Source organism: Streptomyces sp. ISL-12, assembly GCF_018614415.1.
Classification (GTDB): Bacteria; Actinomycetota; Actinomycetes; order Streptomycetales; family Streptomycetaceae; genus Streptomyces.
In genome coordinates this window covers 1-15,632 of the sequence record NZ_JAGGOO010000046.1, presented here as the reverse complement: position 1 = coordinate 15,632, position 15,632 = coordinate 1, and the positions used below count along the sequence as shown (strand labels likewise).

The window sequence follows — 15,632 nt, the reverse complement described above, 5'->3', positions numbered from 1 at the left end:
GGCGACAGCGCCCGAGGAGAACGATCCCGAACGCCGACTCCCTCTGCCGTCCCTGGGGGGATCCCATTCCGGTCACCGGGACATGGAACTCTTCATCGGCGGTTTCGATGATCGCGTCATCGCCGACCGGCTGCCGGGCTTCGGCAGCGGCAAGCGGCCCGAGCCAGGATTCCTGGACGTCCTCGTTCGTGCCTCGGGGCGCCTCTTCTCAGTGGGCGTCGGTCTCCGGCTCGGGTCGGGGGAGCTCGTCGAGGTCGAGGGTGAAGGTGCGGCCGTCGGCCAGAGGGATGGGGAGTTTGCCGGTGCCGTATGCGTGGGTGTGTGCCGCGATGTAGCCGGACCCGGTGGGCTGGGTGTGCAGGACGACTTCCTGGGCGTACGGGTCCACGATCAGGTAGATCGGGATGCCGTAGCGCCCGTACTTGGCGGTGCAGTCGTCGTAGTCCTTGCGCGCGGAGGAGGTCGAGACGACCTCGGAGATCAGCAGGACGTCCTCGAAGCTGTAGCGCTTGCCCTCCTTGCGCGCGTCCTCGCGCAGGATGGCCAGGTCGGGGGCGGAGTTCTCGTCGGCGGGGAAGTCGATGTAGACGTCGGAGGTGACCTTCGCGTGACGGCCGAGAGCGAGAGAGTCGATCTGCATCGACCTGATGGTGCTGGAGTGCTCTTCGCTCTGCGGGGTCATGATCACCTTTCCGTCGGCCCCGAACAGGACCGTGTACCCCTTGGGGAACTCGGTGTGCATGATCGAGTCCACGCTCATGGAGGGCTCCTTCCCGTGTGCCGTCATGATACGGCGAACAGAGCCGTCCCACGGGTGGACTTCCGTGGCGTGCGCGCACCACTGGGGGAACCGTCCGCACGAGCGGGCGCTGTGACGATGGGCGTGAGCTGGGCCCGTAAGTGTTCGGACCCAACAGGTGGCGTTGGGGACTTCCAGGGGCGGCGTGCACCTTCCGGGGGGCCATGGGGTGGCCGCCACCAGGCGTGATCACGCACCAGTCGCTACCGGCGGCAAGCCGGATCCCGGACATGAAGATCACGATCTACGGCTGGAGTGGCAAGTGGCGGTGGCCCGGATGTTCAGTGGGTGGGGGCTTTGTTCGGGTCCGACAACTCAACGATTCGAGACCCGCTGCTTCGGGAGTGCCCGATCCGGTGGCCGCTCGGTGGCCGGACGCCTTTGGACGGGGTAGGACGAGGTAGCAGGGGGCAACCTGCCGTAAGTACTCTGATCAGGCACGACATCACTCGGCGGCATCAAGCGGTATCCGGCGACATGATCGCTCACGGTCTCGTAATGCGTAGGTCTCGGGTTCGAATCCCGAAGGCGGCTCCATTCAACCCCAGGTCACACAGCCCGTGACCTGGGGTTTTCTGTTGCTCGGGGCATGACGGGTCACACGGCCGGGTTGGCGTGACTTTGCCTGCGTGAGCGAAGCAGCTCGGGGACCTACTTCTGGGACTTGCCGCGCTTGGCCTCCTTGGCGCCCTTGGCCGGGGCGTTCGCCTTCGTCTTCAGCTTGCCGCCCTTCGCCTTGCCGGCGTTCTTGGCCGCAGCCTTCTTGGCCTTCTCCTTCTTCGCGGCCTTGCGCGCCGCCCGCTCGGCCTCGGCCTTGCGCTGAAGGGGGACCAGCTTCGCCGTCGCCTCGGCGGCGCTCCTGCCGACCTGGGGCAGGACGCTCTGGTAGATGTCCCGCGTGATGCGGGTGTCGCTGTGCCCGAGGGTGTCCGACACGATCTTGATGTCGATGTCGGCGGCGAGCATCAGGGTGGCGGCGCTGTGGCGGAGGTCGTGCAGGCGGATCGGCGGGAGTCCGGATGCGGTGACGAGGCGCTCGAAGAGATCGGTCACCTTGCCCGGGTGGAGCCAGGAGCCGTCCTCCTGGGTGAAGACGTGCCCCGTCTCGACCCAGGCGGTGCCCCACTCCTTGCGGTCCGCGTCCTGCCGCGCACGGTGCCGCTTCAGGACGTCGACGGTGTCGTCGTCGAGGGCGACCACGCGATACCCGCTGTCCGTCTTGGGGTCGGACGCCTAGACCTCCCAGCCGCCCTGCACGAGTTGGGAGGAGACGGTCAGGGCGTGCGTGTCGAGGTTCGTCTCCGACCACGGCTGCCCGCACGCCTCGCCACGGCGCAGGCCGCGGAAGGCGATCAGGTGCCACATCGCGTACAGCCGGTCTTCGGCGACGAGGTCGAGGAAGGCTCCTGTCTGCTGCGGCGTCCAGACCATCACCGGTGACGGCTTCTCGCCCGTCTGCTCCCACTTGGCGACCCGCTCGTCCGTCCACACGAGCGCCTTCGGCTTGCGTACGGGATCGATCTCGACGTGGGCGGCGGGGTTGAAGGTGATGGTCTGCTGCCCGATCGCGTCGTTCAGGGCCGCGCGGAGGGTGGCCTTGACGTGCTGGCGCGTGGCGGGGCCGGTGACGCGGCGGAAGGGCGGCATCTCATCGATCGCGGTCTTCATCGTCTTCCGGCGGGCGCGATTCTCCCCGCCCTTCCACGGCATGGTCGCCAGCTCGTCGAGTGCGGCGCGCCGTTGAGCGTGGTCCTCCAGGATCTGGGCGTTCGCGTCGCGGATGTCGGTGAACATCTCGCTGAGGTGGCTCACGCGGAGCCGGTCCAGGCGGCGGTTCCCGATGCGAGGCTTCAGGTGCACGCGGATGTCGGTCTCGTAGCGGTTGAGGCCGGACTTGCGTATGCGCTTGCCGGCCAGCCACCGGTCGAGCCACTCGGCCACGGTCAGGCTGCCGATGAGGTCCTGGCCTGAGTTGAGACGCCGCCTCGTCTCCTCGACCTCGGGCAGAGGCGACCGTTCGCGGCTGACCTCGGCCAGCATCTCGGCGATGAGTTCGGTGCCCTCGGGGTCGTCCGATTCGGCCAGCCCGAGGAGGGCGCGCACGTGGTCGAGGTCGGCCTGGGCGGCCTTCAGACTGCCGTACCCGCCACGGGCGAAGGAGCGCCGGCTGCCGTCCTCGCGGGGCGAGAGCTCCTGGCGTACGGAGTAGGTGCAGTGGTTCTTGCTGTTGCGCTTGGGGCAGGAGGTGCCGAGTTCCTTGCCGGTCTTCGGGTCGCGACAGGAGCAGCGGCGGTAGGTGGAGCCCTTCAAAGATCATTCTCCTCGGTGGTCTCGGGATCGCTCCCGGATAAGTCGATCGCGGTGGCCACGTCGGGCCATAGGGACGGGGGCGTGACGCCCTCTTCCTGGATGAACGCGCGGATTCTGCGCAGTTGGCTGGCGGCGTCGTCGGCCGCCTCGGCGGCACGGGCCTGAGAGCGGAGGGCCTCGGCCTTACGGTCGGCGTTCGGGGCGGTCTCGGCGTGGTAGCGCGCGTGGTCTTCGTCGCGGCGCGCCTTCCGTAGTGCCGTCTGCCGCGCGAACGGGCCCGCCGCACTCTGGCCCGCGACGTCCGCGCCGCCGTCCCCGACCATGCCGAACGCATCCTCGCCGACGAGAACTGGCCTGCTCTTGCCGCAGTCCTCGCGGATGCGGAGGCCGGTGGCCACAAACCGCACCAGCTCCTCAAGGAGGCCGCCGAGCAACGCGAACTCGACACGGCCCGCCGCCCGGCGCGGGTTTTGATCACACGCATCCAGTACACCGGCCGCAACCCCGTACGTATCAGCCAAGCCGAAGCCGCACGCATCCGCTCGACGCGGTCGATATCAGCGGCCAGCACTGCAGCCTCGGTCCAGCAGCGTCCACCGGAGCCAGTTACCGCTCCGGAGCGAGGGGGCCGCTCTCGGCGGTAGCGATTGCAGGGGGCAGCCATTCGTCGCTCCGGACTGCTGGCACTTCAGACAGACGTTGCCGATGATCGCAGTTCAGGTACGGCGGCCCCGAGTGCGGCATGGTCGTCGGCAACGGCACGGAGACGAGAAGCCAGAGTGTCTGGGCCGAGCGACGCCAGTGCCCACAGGGCACTGAGCCGGCGTGCGGTCGGCCAGATGCCGGCAGTCGGGGGCCGGAAGGCAGCCACAGTGATGTTCCTGGCAGCGAACGGGACGGGTCGAGATAGTTCATGCCGCCGGTCCCGCACAGGTACGCACGAGCACCTGTCGCGGCGGCCAGGTCGGCGAGTCGGAGGGAGCGGCCCGGTCTGGCGGACAGAGGCTGCTACTGAGGATCCGGCCACGCCAGCCGAGCAGGTCGAGCAGCACGCGGGTGGAGGTCTCCGCGATCGCCGCGGTCCGCCCTGTGGCGAAGGAATCCAACACCGGGTTCAGGGCCTGGGCGAGGGAGGGCCAGTGTGGGCTGGTTCCGAAAGTCTGCCGCAGTATTCCAGCGGTTCTTCGGCAGGCGAGTTCGACGTCGTCAATCAGCGCGTCTCGGATGAGGGTGGATCGCCCGCTCGGGAGGTGGGTGGGGATGGAGAGCCACTGCTGGCGGTCTGGTTCGTCGATGGCGGCGAGGCGCGCTCGGTGCTGGTAGTCGCGGCGGGTGAACTGCACATCGTCCAGGACGATCCAGTAGTCCGCCGCGAACAGCTTGGCCAGCGTCGTCAGCCTCGGGAACAGATTGGGCTGGTGGATCGCGCACAGCCCGCCGGGAGCAGGCTGCTCACGAGGAGATGAGGCGGCTGGTGAAGCCGGAGCGAATGAGAGATTCGTACGCTGCATGTACGTCCTCGGGGACTTCCTGCTCGATGGCGAATCCGAGCTTCGGATACTCGATGACCCGCTGGAGGTCGCCGGCGAGCATGTCCAGAACGAGCTTTTCGTCCCCGATGCTCTTCAGATAGTCGTCGAACTCCAGCGGCTCCGACGCGCAGAGAAACTCGATGTCGGGCCACAACTTGCGGGCGGTCGCGAACGATCGCCGTTCCATGTACGGCTTGGAGACCAGCAGCACCGTCGTCGGATGGATGCCGGAGGCGGCGAGGACCTCACGGGAGAGCGTGATGTTCTGTCCGGTGTTTGCCGCGTGGGGCTCCAGCAGAATGGCGTCGGCGGGGACACCGAGGTCGATGGCGTGCTCACGGAAGTGGACTGCCTCCCCGCGAGGGAAGACCTTGGCGGTGGTGGGGCTGTTGCCGCCGGTGAACACCAGGGTCTGGAACAGCCCGGCGCGGTACAGCTCGGCGGAGCGGGTTGCGACGCCGAGGTCGTGGCTGCCCAGTCCGATTCCCACGTCGACGGGGCGCAGCTCGTGCTGCATCTGGTGGTAGTCCCAGATCAGCTTGGCCTGGTGCCACTGGTTCTCGGTGATGCCCTGATGGTCGTTGCGCACGCGTTCTCCCTGGTCACCGTTGCCGGGGGCCGGTCAGCCCCTCGCTCATGGCCTTGACGCCCTCGATGCTGCGCAGTTGGTGCACGAGTCCGTACTGCGCGGCCACCTTGGCGGCCTGGTCGAGGACGAGGATTCCATCATCCTGGGTCGCTGTATCGGAGAGCAGGATGTGGCCGTGAGCGGTGTCCAGACGTACGCGTTGCATTGGTGAGTCGGTCGTTCCGCTGCTTCGGGCGATGTCGATGAAGTGCAGGGCTTGAGAGAGATCGCCGGCGCCGCGGCGGGCCAGAGCGAGCTTCTGGTGGGCCACCGACCAGTCGTCCGGATCGGTGAGGTCCTCGAACTCGCGGGTCGCTGCCTGCATGACGCGGGTCGCGTAGTCGTGCTTGCCGTCCTTGCTCAGCGCCGTCCCCACCCACAGCCTTGCGCGAGCCCGGTCGCGGCGAGAGAGCCGGTCGTCGACGGCGAGGCTCTCGTAGTTGCGGGCGGCGACTTCCAGCTTGCCGGACATCTCGGTGACGACTGCGAGCGACAGATCGAGCTGGGCGACGCGTCGAGGGACGTCGAGCTGGGTGAAGACCGTCCGGGCACCGGCGTAGGAATGCTGGGCCGAGAGCGGGCCCAGGACAACGCCTTGGTCGCGTTTGAGGTCACCAAGTAAGGCCGTGGAGCGGGCAAAGAGGTACAGGCCCTTCTCGTCCAGTTCATGGGCCTTGAATCGGCACAGCCACCGAGTGAGAAGGCTGTCGGCGAAGGCGAAGTTCTGCCGGGACAGGGAGACCACGACCCGGTCGAGGTCATCGGCCCATGACTCGTACTCCCACGCTCTGGGGCCGGACGAGGCGACACGTCTGCCGATGGTCGCGACGCTGCCGGCCATTTCCGACAGGAGGGTCTCGAAGCGCAAGTGAACTGCGGCGTCCGCTCGTCCGAGGGCGGTGTCGAGGATGGCCTGGGTATCGGGTCTCGGCTCGGTGGCGGCGAGCTTGCTCTCCCACTTGGACACGGTCGCGACCGCCAGGCCCAGACGCTCGGCGTAGGCCCGCACGCTCAGCCGCAGGGCGAGCCGCAATGCTTTGGCCTCAAGCCCGGTCCAGTGGTGCACGGTCGCCACGCGTCACTCCCTTCCACCAGTCATCGAAGCAGACGCGACGACGCGGCGGGACGGAAGTGGAACGGAAGTAGAACAGGCGGTGATTTGCAACGAGGTGGTCCGCCGACATGCTCGAAGCGTCACCACGTGTCGAGCCATTGGACGGTCCTGAGCATGCAACCCCTCACGGAACATCGCCTGGTCAGCGGCCCGGTCGTCTACGGTTTCCTGCGGCTGGTACGCGTGCCCCGAGCACGGCAGGACGCACTGGTCGCCTCGCTGGCCGAGTACTGCCGCAGCCACGAGCTGCAACTGTCCGGCCTCTTCACCGACCGTGTCGCTGCCGGGTCCTCCTCGGCGGCATTCACCGGTCTCCTTGACGTGCTCGCGCTGCCGGACGTCTACGGCGTCGTCGCCCCCGCCATGTCCCACCTGGGCCCGAAGACCATAGCGGCCGAACGCGGGCGACAGATCGAATCGGCCGGTGCCCGGCTGCTGCTGCTCCGGTGCCCGCGCCCCAAACCCTCAACCGTCTCTCGACGCGCCCCCGTCCACCGCACACGCTCCGGCACCACCCGTGTCGTGGACGCCGAGTCGTGAGGACCATCGCGATGACCAAGACGATCCAGAAGTTCTTCGAGTCACGGCCCGAATCGGTCAGCGAGGCGCGGGCCTTCACCACCGAGGCCCTGACCATCTGGGGTGTGCTGGACCGAGGCGACGACGTCCGACTCTGCGTCTCCGAACTCGCCACCAACGCCGTGCTCCACGGGACTGATCCCGGCCGCGGCTTTCTCGTCAGACTCGACGCCGACGACGAAGTCGTACGCCTGGAAGTACACGACAGCCGCCGCCAGCACCCCCACCCCCGTCATCCCGGCGACACGGACACCGCCGGCCGCGGGCTGCTCCTGGTGACCGCGAGCCGACGGCTGGGGCGTGGAGGACCGCACCCCGTTCGGCAAGATCGTCTGGTCGTGCTTCAAAGCCCCGGGTGGGACGTCAGCATGAGCGTCGCTCTCACCCCGCCGGGCCCTGATCTACGCCTACTGGTGTCGCTCGCAGCCTGGACTTGGCAGGGTGCCGGACCGGACGGCCGGGAGATCGCGCACATCCTGATCACGCACACCCCGGTCCTGACTGATGGCGGCACCGCCGTGCCGGCGGAGGACCGAATGCGGCGACTGTCCGCGCGCCTCGGTGGCCTGACCGGAGCCCTTGAAGTCATCCCGGAGCTGGAGAGCTGCCTACAACTCGTCGGCGACCGCGTGCTGCTGCACATCCCTGAGGCTTCCCGGCGACTGCAGCTACCCACTCGCCGTACCTGGATCGAACTGGTCACCCGCACCGACCAGGCGATCCTCCTGCTCGGTCTCGACCCGCTGCCGCAGTCCGCAGGCGCCGCTCGCCTCGACACCTAACTGGACGCCGCCCTTGCAGGCGACCGACTGCTGTTCGGGCGCGTCCAGCTCCCGCCGCCAACCCCGAGCGCTGACCTCTGCTCGACCTGCGGCGGCAGCGGCACCGACCCGATCTCGGGCCGCGCATGCCCGGACTGCTCCCTGCACTGCCGACTCGAACCATGAAGGGCACGCCATGCATCAGCTCATCGCCGCCCCGTTTCTCGACGGTCACCTCCTGCTGCGCCCCGGAGCACGATCCGGCGCCCGAATCCCGGCCACCCACTACGAGCAGCTCCACGTCGCCGATGGTGCGCAGCCCCTGCCCGATTGGGCGGTCGACCTGGCGGCCGAAGCCTGGGGTCTCGATGTCGCCGGCGCCCCGACCGCGGACACGGTCCTGATCCGCGAGCCGTCTACGTACGGATACTGCCGGGCCTCCTGGGAGATCAACCTCGGATGCAACTTCGGCTGCAAGCACTGCTATCTCGGCGAACGTCCCTTCTCCGGCCTCACCTGGGAGGACAAGGTCAAGCTCCTGGACATCATGCGCGAGGCCGGCGTCATCTGGCTCCAGATCACCGGCGGCGAACCGACCATGGACCCGCACTTCCAGAACGCCTACCGGTACGCCTGGCTGGCCGGAATGATGCTCACGATTTCCACCAACGGCTCCCTGCTGTTCCGCCCCGACCTGCTCCAGCTTTTCCAGGAGTGCCCGCCGTACCGCCTCGTCGTCAGCATGTACGGCGCGAGCGAGGAGTCCTTCGACGCGCTCACCCAGCGGCGCGGAGCGTGGAAGGCGTTCCGGCGCGGCATGGACGCCGCTCGCGCCGCAGGGCTGCCGCTGCGCATCAACATCGTGGTCGCAGAGGACAACGCGAGCGAAGCCGACGAAATGGCCGCGCTCGCACAGGAGTGGGGCGTGGAGCACCACGCGTACACCAACATGATCCCGACGATCTACGGCGGCGGCGAACCCTTCCTCGCCCAGTCGGCAGACCACCTGCGCCAGCGCAAGCCGTTCGCCGGATGCAACGCGGGCCACACCTTCTTCCACGCCGACCCGCACGCCAAGGTCTCGATCTGCAAGGTCGGCCGCGACGACCAGATCGACCTCATGGCCGAAGGCATCGAAGGACTGCGACGGCTCGGCACGATCGCCGACCGTTTGATGCTTCGCACCGGAGGGTGCGAGGGCTGCGCCCTGTCCGGCACCTGCCGGGTCTGCCGTCCCCTGGCCAAGCACTACCAGGAGGCGAAGGCGCCGCTGCACAGCTACTGCCAGCACGGAGACAAGGAGAAGGTGACCTCATGACCGGACCCGTACCGGTGCAGATCCTGACAGGCTCGCCCCCCAGTGCGCGCCGCGCAGCGCCGCCGGTGGCATCGGCCGCTGTGACGCTCGTTGCGGACCTGGATGACGTCGTCGAGAGCGCCGAATGCTCCTGCGACGCCGGCGACGACAACCCCCACTAATTCCGGCCCGACCGATGTGCTCCGGCCCGTCCCACCGACGGGCCGGAGCACCCTCATGTACAGCGCTAAGGTGCCCACATGCTTTTCCGCTGGGACTGGCTCCGCCCCGTGCTCACCGCACCGGTCGTGCCCACCCTCGGCCCCGTCCACCCGCACGCCCTGACCGTGGACCTCTTCGAAGCCACCCTCCTCGTGGCCGCCGACCGGCGCTTCCTGCCGTACGACAAGGACCGCCGCTGGGGCAACGAGAAGCAGGAGGTCGTCCTTCCTGGCGACGTGGTCCACCACCCTGACCACACACTCATCCCGACTCTGCTGACGCGCGGCCGACGAGCGGTGAAGGTCTTCGCCTACGGTCACCGGAGCGACGTCCTGTACCAGGCCGCCGAACTCGCAGCGAAGCTCGCGGCCCTTCACGGAGCAGCCTCTGCTCGTGTTGTCCGGCCACTGGGCCCGGAGACGACTCATACACATGGCGTCCGCATCCAACTCAAGGACTTTACGGCGCGGTACTGCCCCCCCCTCTGCCGGCCCCGTCCGTCGGCTCGAAGACTGGCCCCTCCACATCCGCGGCACCTTTACCGCCTTCGCCCAGACCATGGCGGCCGACGGCTTCGCCTTCCTAGACCGTCAGATGAAGACCAAGGGATGCGGCCCGGTCCTCGCGGCCGTGGTGGAGGGTCGTGTTGTCGGTGCCATCGGCCCCATGGAGATCTGTCCCGACCCCACGGGTGCCGACCAGCTCATGCCGCAATACTTCGCCGTGCACCCAGAGGCTCGCGGCCACGGACTCGGTCGGCACCTGTGGCGGGCGGCCATGCACTGGGGCCAGACTTACGGCGCGGTGTACCAGCTCCTCCAGACCGAAGTCCGGGGAGCCTCGGATCACCTCTGTCGCAGCGAAGGGCTCGCCACGCTGGGTTTTCTCCACGACAGGAGGGTCTGACGCAAGCTTGGTACGTTCCTGCTACTGAGGTTGAACTCGTGGAGTCGTAGGAGCTGACAGCTTGTCGACTGTGCGGTATCACCGGGACATGCGGTATCCACAAGGGGGCGGGCTGACCGCCGAACGGCAGCAGTTCCGCGAGGAGTTACGTCTCAAGGCGGCCGAGCGGTTCGCCCAGGGCGAGGCGAGCTCGTTGATCGCCAAGGACCTGCGGGTCAGCGTCCGCTCGGTGCAGCGATGGCGGCAGATGTGGGACGAGGGCGGTCCGCGGGCCCTGCGGTCACAGGGGCCGGCGTCACTGCCGAGGCTGAGCGAAAAGCAGTTCGCCCAGCTGGAGGCAGAACTGGCCAAGGGACCGGCCGCGCACGGCTGGGAGGACCAGCGATGGACCCTGAGCCGTGTGAAGACGGTGATCGGCCGGCGCTTCCACCTGACCTACACGATCCAGGGTGTGCGGAAGCTACTGGTGCGCAACGGCTGGTCCTGCCAGGTCCCGGCCCGACGCGCGATCGAGCGGGACGACGAGGCGGTCGCCGGATGGGTCAAGGAGGTGTGGCCGTGCGCGGAAGGCTCGCGGCGGCCCGTGGGGCCTGGCTCGTCTTCGAGGACGAAGCCGGGTTCTCCATGACGCCGCCGCAGGCCAGGACCTGGTCACAGCGCGGCCGCACCCCGGTGGTGCGGGTGCGGGGCCGTTCCCGCAGACGGGTGTCCATCGCGGCGCTGACCTGCTACAGGCCCGGCCACCGGTCCCGGCTGATCTACCGGCCCCGCCGGGACGACGGACAACGCGACGGGCGCAAGAGCTTTTCCTGGCGCGACTACCGGGACCTGCTGATCGCCGCCCACCAGCAGCTCGGCGGCCCGATCGTCCTCGTCTGGGACAACCTGAACGTTCACAAGGCCGCCGGCCTGCGGGAATGGGCGGCCGCCCGGGACTGGCTGACCATCTACTACCTGCCGCCCTACGCACCCGACCTCAACCCCGTCGAAGGGATCTGGTCGCTCCTGCGACGGGGCTGGCTCTCCAACGTCGCCTTCAGCACCCCCGAACACCTCAACCAGCGCATCCGACGCGGCTTACGGCACATCCAGTACCGCAGCGACCTCATAGACGGCTGCCTCGCCGAGACCGGCCTGACCATCAGACCCGCCTGAGCAACCCAGCGACATCACGAGTTCAACCTCAGTAGGCATCGTACCGATCGGGGTTGCAGGTCTCTGACCTGGTAAGACAGGATTCTGCGGCACCGCCCGGTAGTAGTCGGGATGATCTTGCAGGCCCTCGTAATGCGTAGGTCTCGGGTTCGAATCCCGAAGGCGGCTCCGTGGTGAACCGCAGGTCGAGGTTATGACCTGCGGTTTTTCCTTTTTCTTGGTCATGTGGGTGTGGGGCCGGAGGGGCAGCGGCTCGGTGAGATTCCGGTCGGCCCGCCCGCTCGCCGGGGCATCGCGACCTCGGCCGAGGATCCCCAGGATTCCGTTCTGCCGGGCGCCGGGAGGGGGAAGTCTCTAGAGTGCATGATCGTCGGGCAGTGCGCGCAGGGTGCTGTGGATGGTCGAGGGGACTGTGGTGAGGGTCGAACTTCCGCCGGAGCCGGTGTACTTCGTCAACCGCGATGAGGAGCGGGAACGGGCCGTGCGGGCCGTGGCGGAATGGCGGAGCCGGTCCCGTCCGCTGGTCCTGGCGCTGAGCGGGCCGGGTGGTTCGGGGAAGACGGAGCTGGCCGGCCTGATCGCCCGCACGCTGCTCGACCGCTACTCCTTCAGCGATGGTGTGCTGTCGGTCGACCTCGACGACTTCCGGGCGGACGGCGTGCTCGACCCCGGTGACGTGCTCTCCCAGCTGCTGTATTCGCTCGACGTGGCGCCGGACCAGGTGCGGGCCCCGTACGCGGCCCGCTGCAGGCAGTACTGGAACAGGACCGCGGACGCGAAGCTGGTGCTGGTGCTGGACAACGCGCGCTACGCCTCGGAGGTCGTCCCGCTGCTTCCGGCGTCCGGCGGCAGCGTGGTGATCGTCGCGAGTCACGGTCCGCTGCACGACCTCGAAGCCGGGGCGGCGGTGGAGCTGCCGCTGCCGCCGCTGGAGGAGGGGGCGGCCATGGAACTGCTGGAGCTGATCGTCCGTGACCACCGGCTGGCCGCCGATCCGGAGGCGGCGCGGGCGGTGGTCCGGTTGTGCGACGGGCTCCCGGCGGCCCTGCACGTGGCGAGCCGGTGGGTGCGTACGCACCGGCTGCGTCCGCTGTCCCGGATCCTCACCGATCTTCAGGCCGAGCTGGACGAGAAGGGGGTGTCGGGCGTGGAGCACATCTGGGACACCGCCTACGCCGGTCTGTCCGGCCCGGCGGCCCTGCTCTACCGGCTGCTGCCGCACCATCCGGGAGAGACGTTCACGCTGCACTCCGCCACCGCGCTGTCGGGGCTGGACCCGGAGGACTGCCAGGACGCCCTGGAGGAACTGGACCGGGCCGGGTTACTGGACCTGCGTCCGCTGTCGTTGACGGTGGCGGGCCAGATGAGGCTGCCGGGGCCGCAGCGCGGGCACGCCCTGCGCCAGTCCCGTAGGGAGACGGGGGACATCGGCGGCGTGGTGGCCGAGGCACAGGTCAGGGTGGTGCGCTGGCTCGTGCGGCAGGCCCAGCTGGCCGACCGGTTCGCCGCCGGGCGCCGGCTGACCGTCGTGGATCTCTTCGACCCCGTTCCCGGTGTGCCGGACGCTCCGCTGGAGGATCCGGCGGCGGCCGGGGACGACGGGACGCGGGCCGGACGGGCGGAACGCGCGGCGCGCTGGCTGGCCGAGGAACGCCATGTGCTGTTCGCGTGCTCGCGCCTCGCCCACGGCCGCGGGATGGACACGGAAGTCGTGGCCCTGTCCGAGCCCGTGTGGACGCACGCCCTGGACCACCCCCACCAGACCGAGGTCGTCGAGGTCTTCCGGCGTGCCGTCGACTCGGCGGCCCGGCACGGCGGGAACGCCGGGTGGCTGGTGCGCACGCGCTGTCAACTGGCCAGGTTCCTGTGGGAGTCGGGGGAGCTGGACGAGGCCCGGGACCAGATCGACGGCGCGATGTCCGCCCTGGCACTGCTGGGGGACTCCGAACGGGACCGCAAGCTCGCCGCGTCGGCCGTCGAGCACCGCGGCATGCTCAAGGGCGCCCGGGGTGAGTGGCGTGCGGCGCTGGACGACTTCGCCGGCTCACGCGACCTGCACCGGGCGATCCCCAACCCCTACGGCGTCCTGCTCCAGACCTATCGGATGGGGGAGGCGAGCGCGAAGACGGGTGACCTGGAGGCGGCGCGTCGGCTGCTGTCCGAGGCGTACACCGGGTTCCTGGAGCAGCGGCGCGAGAGGCTGATCGGACGCTCGGCGTTCGCCCTCGCCGGTGTGCTGCACCGCCTCGGCCGGACGGGCGAGGCCCGTGAGCTGTACGTACAGTCGCTCGGGCGGGCCGACAGACGGCGCTCGGGCTTCGACCTGGCACGCGTCCATGACGCGCTCGCCGAACTCGACGCCGTTGAGGGGAATGTGGCGGAGGCCGACGAGCACCGTGCCGCGGCCCGGAACCTCCGGCGGCGCGACGGCCTGGTCTAGATCGTCCGCGTGGCTTCGGCGTCCGTGGCCGGGCGGAGGGTGATGCGGAAGGTCCGGTCGCCGATGAGACAGTTCAGGGTGGTGGGGCTGTCCGGGGCGGGCCTGGGGGAGACCAGGCGGGCGTACGCGGCCGACAGCGCTACGGCGGGGTCGAGCCGTACGATCCGGCCTCCTTCGGCGCGTGGTTCGGCCCGGACGGCGTACGTCTGCTCGTGGCCGCGGACTCTGAGCAGGCACCCTCCTGACGGCAGCACCGCGGCGGCCGAGCGGCAGTTCGGGTAGGCGGACAGGGCGTGCCGGGTCCAGCCGTCGGCCGTCCAGGCCAGGTCCACGGGGGTGACGGAGGGGGTGGCGGAGGGCGGGACCGGGCGGCGGTACAACAGGCCGGCGGAGCGGCAGAGTTGTTCGCCTGCGGCGCCGTGTTCCGCGGCCAGGTGGTGGGCGGGCGGACCGGCGCCGGCGGGGTGGCGGGTGATGCGGATGGCGGTGGGTTCGGGGTCGGTGATTTCTGTGGTCTCTGTGGTCTCTGTGGTCGCTGTGGTCTCGGCGGTTTCCACGTGGACGTCGAACGCCGCGGGGGTGCGCTGGGCGGGCGCGGGTGAGGGCAGTGGCCGGGGGGTGAGGGTGTGCGTGGGCGGTGCCAGGCCGAGCAGGGCGTAGACCTCGGTCCGCAGACGGTCCACGGCGTCGCCGGGCGGCGCGAACGCGGCCTCGGCGGCGGCCTGTCCGGGGCCGGGCCGGTAGGCCCGGAGCGCGTCGACGATCTCTTCGGCCCGTCCCGGCTTCGGTACGCGGTCGAGGAGTACGCCCATCGGGCTGTCGGGGATCAGTTCGTCGCCGCCCTGATGGACGCTCACGACGGGGCGGTCCCGGGCGGCGCAGTAGTACAGGGCGGTCGATCCGTGGTCGGTGACCAGGGCGTCGGCGGCGATCAGGACGGAGGCCCACTCCTCGTGGGGAGCCGGCAGGATCATCCCGGCGTCGAGGGCCGGTGCCAGCCGTTCGGTCAGCTCGTACGTGCCGAGCAGGCTGCGCTCGTTGGGATGGATCACGAGCGCCAACTGGTACTCGTCGTGGGGCAGGTGGGCCGCGAGCGCGGCGGGCAGGCCGGGGTGTCGCCGGATCAGGGACTCCGGTCCCCAGGTGGAGACCAGGACCAGCAGTTCGCGGGCACCGGTGCCCAGCGCCGCCCGGTAGCGGTCGCGCAGGGACGACGAGGCGAGCACCCGCTCCAGCGTGAGATCGCCGATCACCTTCGCGTGCCGGGCGGCCTTGGAGTCCATGGCGGCCACCGTGGCGACCTGGCCGGGGTGGGCCAGGGCATGCAGCGCTATCGGGGCGTCGTGCTCGGTCCGGCGCAGATACGCCGGGTCCAGTCCGGACGCCGAGTCGGCCGAACCCTCGCCGGGGATCGACTTGTTGAAGCCCGCGCCGTGCGGCAGGAGGACGTGCGGGCCGCGCAGCAGTCTCAGGTCGCCCTTCGGGCTGGCGGCGACGACCAGGTCGTAGGAGCGGTGGCACGCCTCGCTCCAGGGGACCGTGCGGCCGCCGAGGGCGTCTATCGCCGAGAGGGCGTCCGCTCCGAAGTCGGAACCGGGGACGAGGGTGAAGAGGCGGGTGATCCGGTCGTCACCGGAGAAGACGGGGAGCACGTCGAGCAGGCGGTAGAGGGCCACCGCCGACCGGGCCGCGAACAGAACCGTTCGCCCGTCGCCCGTCGCCCGTCGCCCGTCGCCCGTCGCCCGTCGCCCGTCGCCCGTCGCCCGTCGCCCGTCGCCCGTCGCCCGTCGCCCGTCGCCCGTCGCCCGTCGCCCGTCGCCATAAGTGTCCAGTCTACCGAGGGACGGCGGGCGGAAATGGGTGTTTTCGCAGGTCGGGGCGGGTACCTT

At 69.5% G+C, this 15,632-nt stretch carries 12 protein-coding genes and 4 pseudogenes; 10 read left to right on the top strand and 6 right to left on the bottom strand.

The genetic code is table 11. The annotated features are described in order from the left end of the window. Nucleotides 1-208: 208 nt before the first annotated feature. Together J7I94_RS13355 and J7I94_RS13350 are read right to left on the bottom strand one after the other, a co-directional pair. Entirely contained in the window at nt 209-760 is a 552-nt protein-coding gene (locus J7I94_RS13355; RefSeq protein WP_215167286.1) for a Uma2 family endonuclease, read from the bottom strand. 690 nt (nt 761-1,450) lie between these two features. Continuing rightward, nucleotides 1,451-3,109 (bottom strand): annotated as a pseudogene (locus J7I94_RS13350) (tyrosine-type recombinase/integrase). Nucleotides 3,110-3,366: 257 nt separating this feature from the next. Between J7I94_RS13350 and J7I94_RS38295 the strand changes: the two are divergent. Next, nucleotides 3,367-3,753, top strand: a pseudogene (locus J7I94_RS38295) (mobilization protein); the annotation flags it as partial. Nucleotides 3,754-4,020: 267 nt separating this feature from the next. Here J7I94_RS38295 and J7I94_RS13340 read toward each other — a convergent pair. The 3 genes from J7I94_RS13340 to J7I94_RS13330 are packed head-to-tail and all read right to left on the bottom strand — an operon-like array spanning nt 4,021 to nt 6,344. After that, nucleotides 4,021-4,620, bottom strand: a complete 600-nt coding sequence (locus J7I94_RS13340; RefSeq protein ID WP_306522067.1) for a WbqC family protein — start codon at nt 4,618-4,620, stop codon at nt 4,021-4,023. Continuing rightward, nucleotides 4,562-5,230: a YdcF family protein gene (locus J7I94_RS13335; protein WP_215167285.1), complete on the bottom strand. Its 669-nt coding sequence runs from the start codon at nt 5,228-5,230 to the stop codon at nt 4,562-4,564. Before J7I94_RS13335 ends, J7I94_RS13340 begins: the two co-directional genes overlap by 59 nt. A gap of 13 nt (nt 5,231-5,243) precedes the next feature. After that, on the bottom strand, nt 5,244-6,344 hold the full coding sequence (locus J7I94_RS13330; RefSeq protein WP_215167284.1) for a DNA-binding transcriptional regulator: 1,101 nt from the start codon (nt 6,342-6,344) through the stop codon (nt 5,244-5,246). 153 nt (nt 6,345-6,497) lie between these two features. Here J7I94_RS13330 and J7I94_RS13325 point away from each other — a divergent pair, with 153 nt between their 5' ends. The 9 genes and pseudogenes from J7I94_RS13325 (at nt 6,498) to J7I94_RS13285 (ending at nt 13,743) form a co-directional block, all read left to right on the top strand. Further along, nucleotides 6,498-6,923, top strand: a complete 426-nt coding sequence (locus J7I94_RS13325; RefSeq protein ID WP_215167283.1) for a hypothetical protein — start codon at nt 6,498-6,500, stop codon at nt 6,921-6,923. A gap of 11 nt (nt 6,924-6,934) precedes the next feature. Beyond that, nucleotides 6,935-7,334 (top strand): annotated as a pseudogene (locus J7I94_RS13320) (ATP-binding protein). Next, nucleotides 7,331-7,744, top strand: coding sequence for a hypothetical protein (locus tag J7I94_RS13315; RefSeq protein ID WP_251075097.1), 414 nt, complete (start codon nt 7,331-7,333; stop codon nt 7,742-7,744). Before J7I94_RS13320 ends, J7I94_RS13315 begins: the two are co-directional and overlap by 4 nt. Nucleotides 7,745-7,919: 175 nt before the next feature. After that, nucleotides 7,920-9,041, top strand: coding sequence for a radical SAM protein (locus J7I94_RS13310; protein ID WP_215167282.1), 1,122 nt, complete (start codon nt 7,920-7,922; stop codon nt 9,039-9,041). Beyond that, on the top strand, nt 9,038-9,202 hold the full coding sequence (locus J7I94_RS13305) for a hypothetical protein (protein WP_169749684.1): 165 nt from the start codon (nt 9,038-9,040) through the stop codon (nt 9,200-9,202). Before J7I94_RS13310 ends, J7I94_RS13305 begins: the two co-directional genes overlap by 4 nt. 78 nt (nt 9,203-9,280) lie before the next feature. After that, nucleotides 9,281-10,148, top strand: a pseudogene (locus J7I94_RS13300) (GNAT family N-acetyltransferase). 88 nt (nt 10,149-10,236) lie between these two features. Further along, on the top strand, nt 10,237-10,776 hold the full coding sequence (locus J7I94_RS13295) for a winged helix-turn-helix domain-containing protein (protein WP_215167281.1): 540 nt from the start codon (nt 10,237-10,239) through the stop codon (nt 10,774-10,776). After that, the gene (locus tag J7I94_RS13290; RefSeq protein WP_251075103.1) at nt 10,773-11,303 is read left to right on the top strand and encodes a transposase; all 531 of its coding nucleotides are present in this window, start codon (nt 10,773-10,775) and stop codon (nt 11,301-11,303) included. The genes J7I94_RS13295 and J7I94_RS13290 overlap by 4 nt, the downstream gene beginning before the upstream one ends. Nucleotides 11,304-11,700: 397 nt before the next feature. Next, complete coding sequence (locus tag J7I94_RS13285) at nt 11,701-13,743, top strand: hypothetical protein (protein WP_251075096.1); 2,043 nt, start codon at nt 11,701-11,703, stop codon at nt 13,741-13,743. On the opposite strand, the gene J7I94_RS13280 is transcribed toward J7I94_RS13285, so the two are convergent. After that, nucleotides 13,740-15,419, bottom strand: coding sequence for a translation initiation factor 2 (locus J7I94_RS13280; RefSeq protein ID WP_308114561.1), 1,680 nt, complete (start codon nt 15,417-15,419; stop codon nt 13,740-13,742). The genes J7I94_RS13285 and J7I94_RS13280 overlap by 4 nt on opposite strands. Between the last annotated feature and the right edge of the window lie 213 nt (nt 15,420-15,632).

What these genes read in the sequence shown, in the direction of transcription:
- J7I94_RS13315 (WP_251075097.1), top strand. Translation starts at nt 7,331, where the DNA reads ATGAGCGTCGCTCTCACCCCGCCGGGCCCTGATCTACGCCTACTGGTG.
- J7I94_RS13285 (WP_251075096.1), top strand. Translation starts at nt 11,701, where the DNA reads ATGGTCGAGGGGACTGTGGTGAGGGTCGAACTTCCGCCGGAGCCGGTG.
- J7I94_RS13355 (WP_215167286.1), bottom strand. Translation starts at nt 760, where the DNA reads ATGAGCGTGGACTCGATCATGCACACCGAGTTCCCCAAGGGGTACACG.
- J7I94_RS13340 (WP_306522067.1), bottom strand. Translation starts at nt 4,620, where the DNA reads ATGCAGCGTACGAATCTCTCATTCGCTCCGGCTTCACCAGCCGCCTCA.
- J7I94_RS13310 (WP_215167282.1), top strand. Translation starts at nt 7,920, where the DNA reads ATGCATCAGCTCATCGCCGCCCCGTTTCTCGACGGTCACCTCCTGCTG.
- J7I94_RS13290 (WP_251075103.1), top strand. Translation starts at nt 10,773, where the DNA reads ATGACGCCGCCGCAGGCCAGGACCTGGTCACAGCGCGGCCGCACCCCG.
- J7I94_RS13325 (WP_215167283.1), top strand. Translation starts at nt 6,498, where the DNA reads ATGCAACCCCTCACGGAACATCGCCTGGTCAGCGGCCCGGTCGTCTAC.
- J7I94_RS13305 (WP_169749684.1), top strand. Translation starts at nt 9,038, where the DNA reads ATGACCGGACCCGTACCGGTGCAGATCCTGACAGGCTCGCCCCCCAGT.
- J7I94_RS13295 (WP_215167281.1), top strand. Translation starts at nt 10,237, where the DNA reads ATGCGGTATCCACAAGGGGGCGGGCTGACCGCCGAACGGCAGCAGTTC.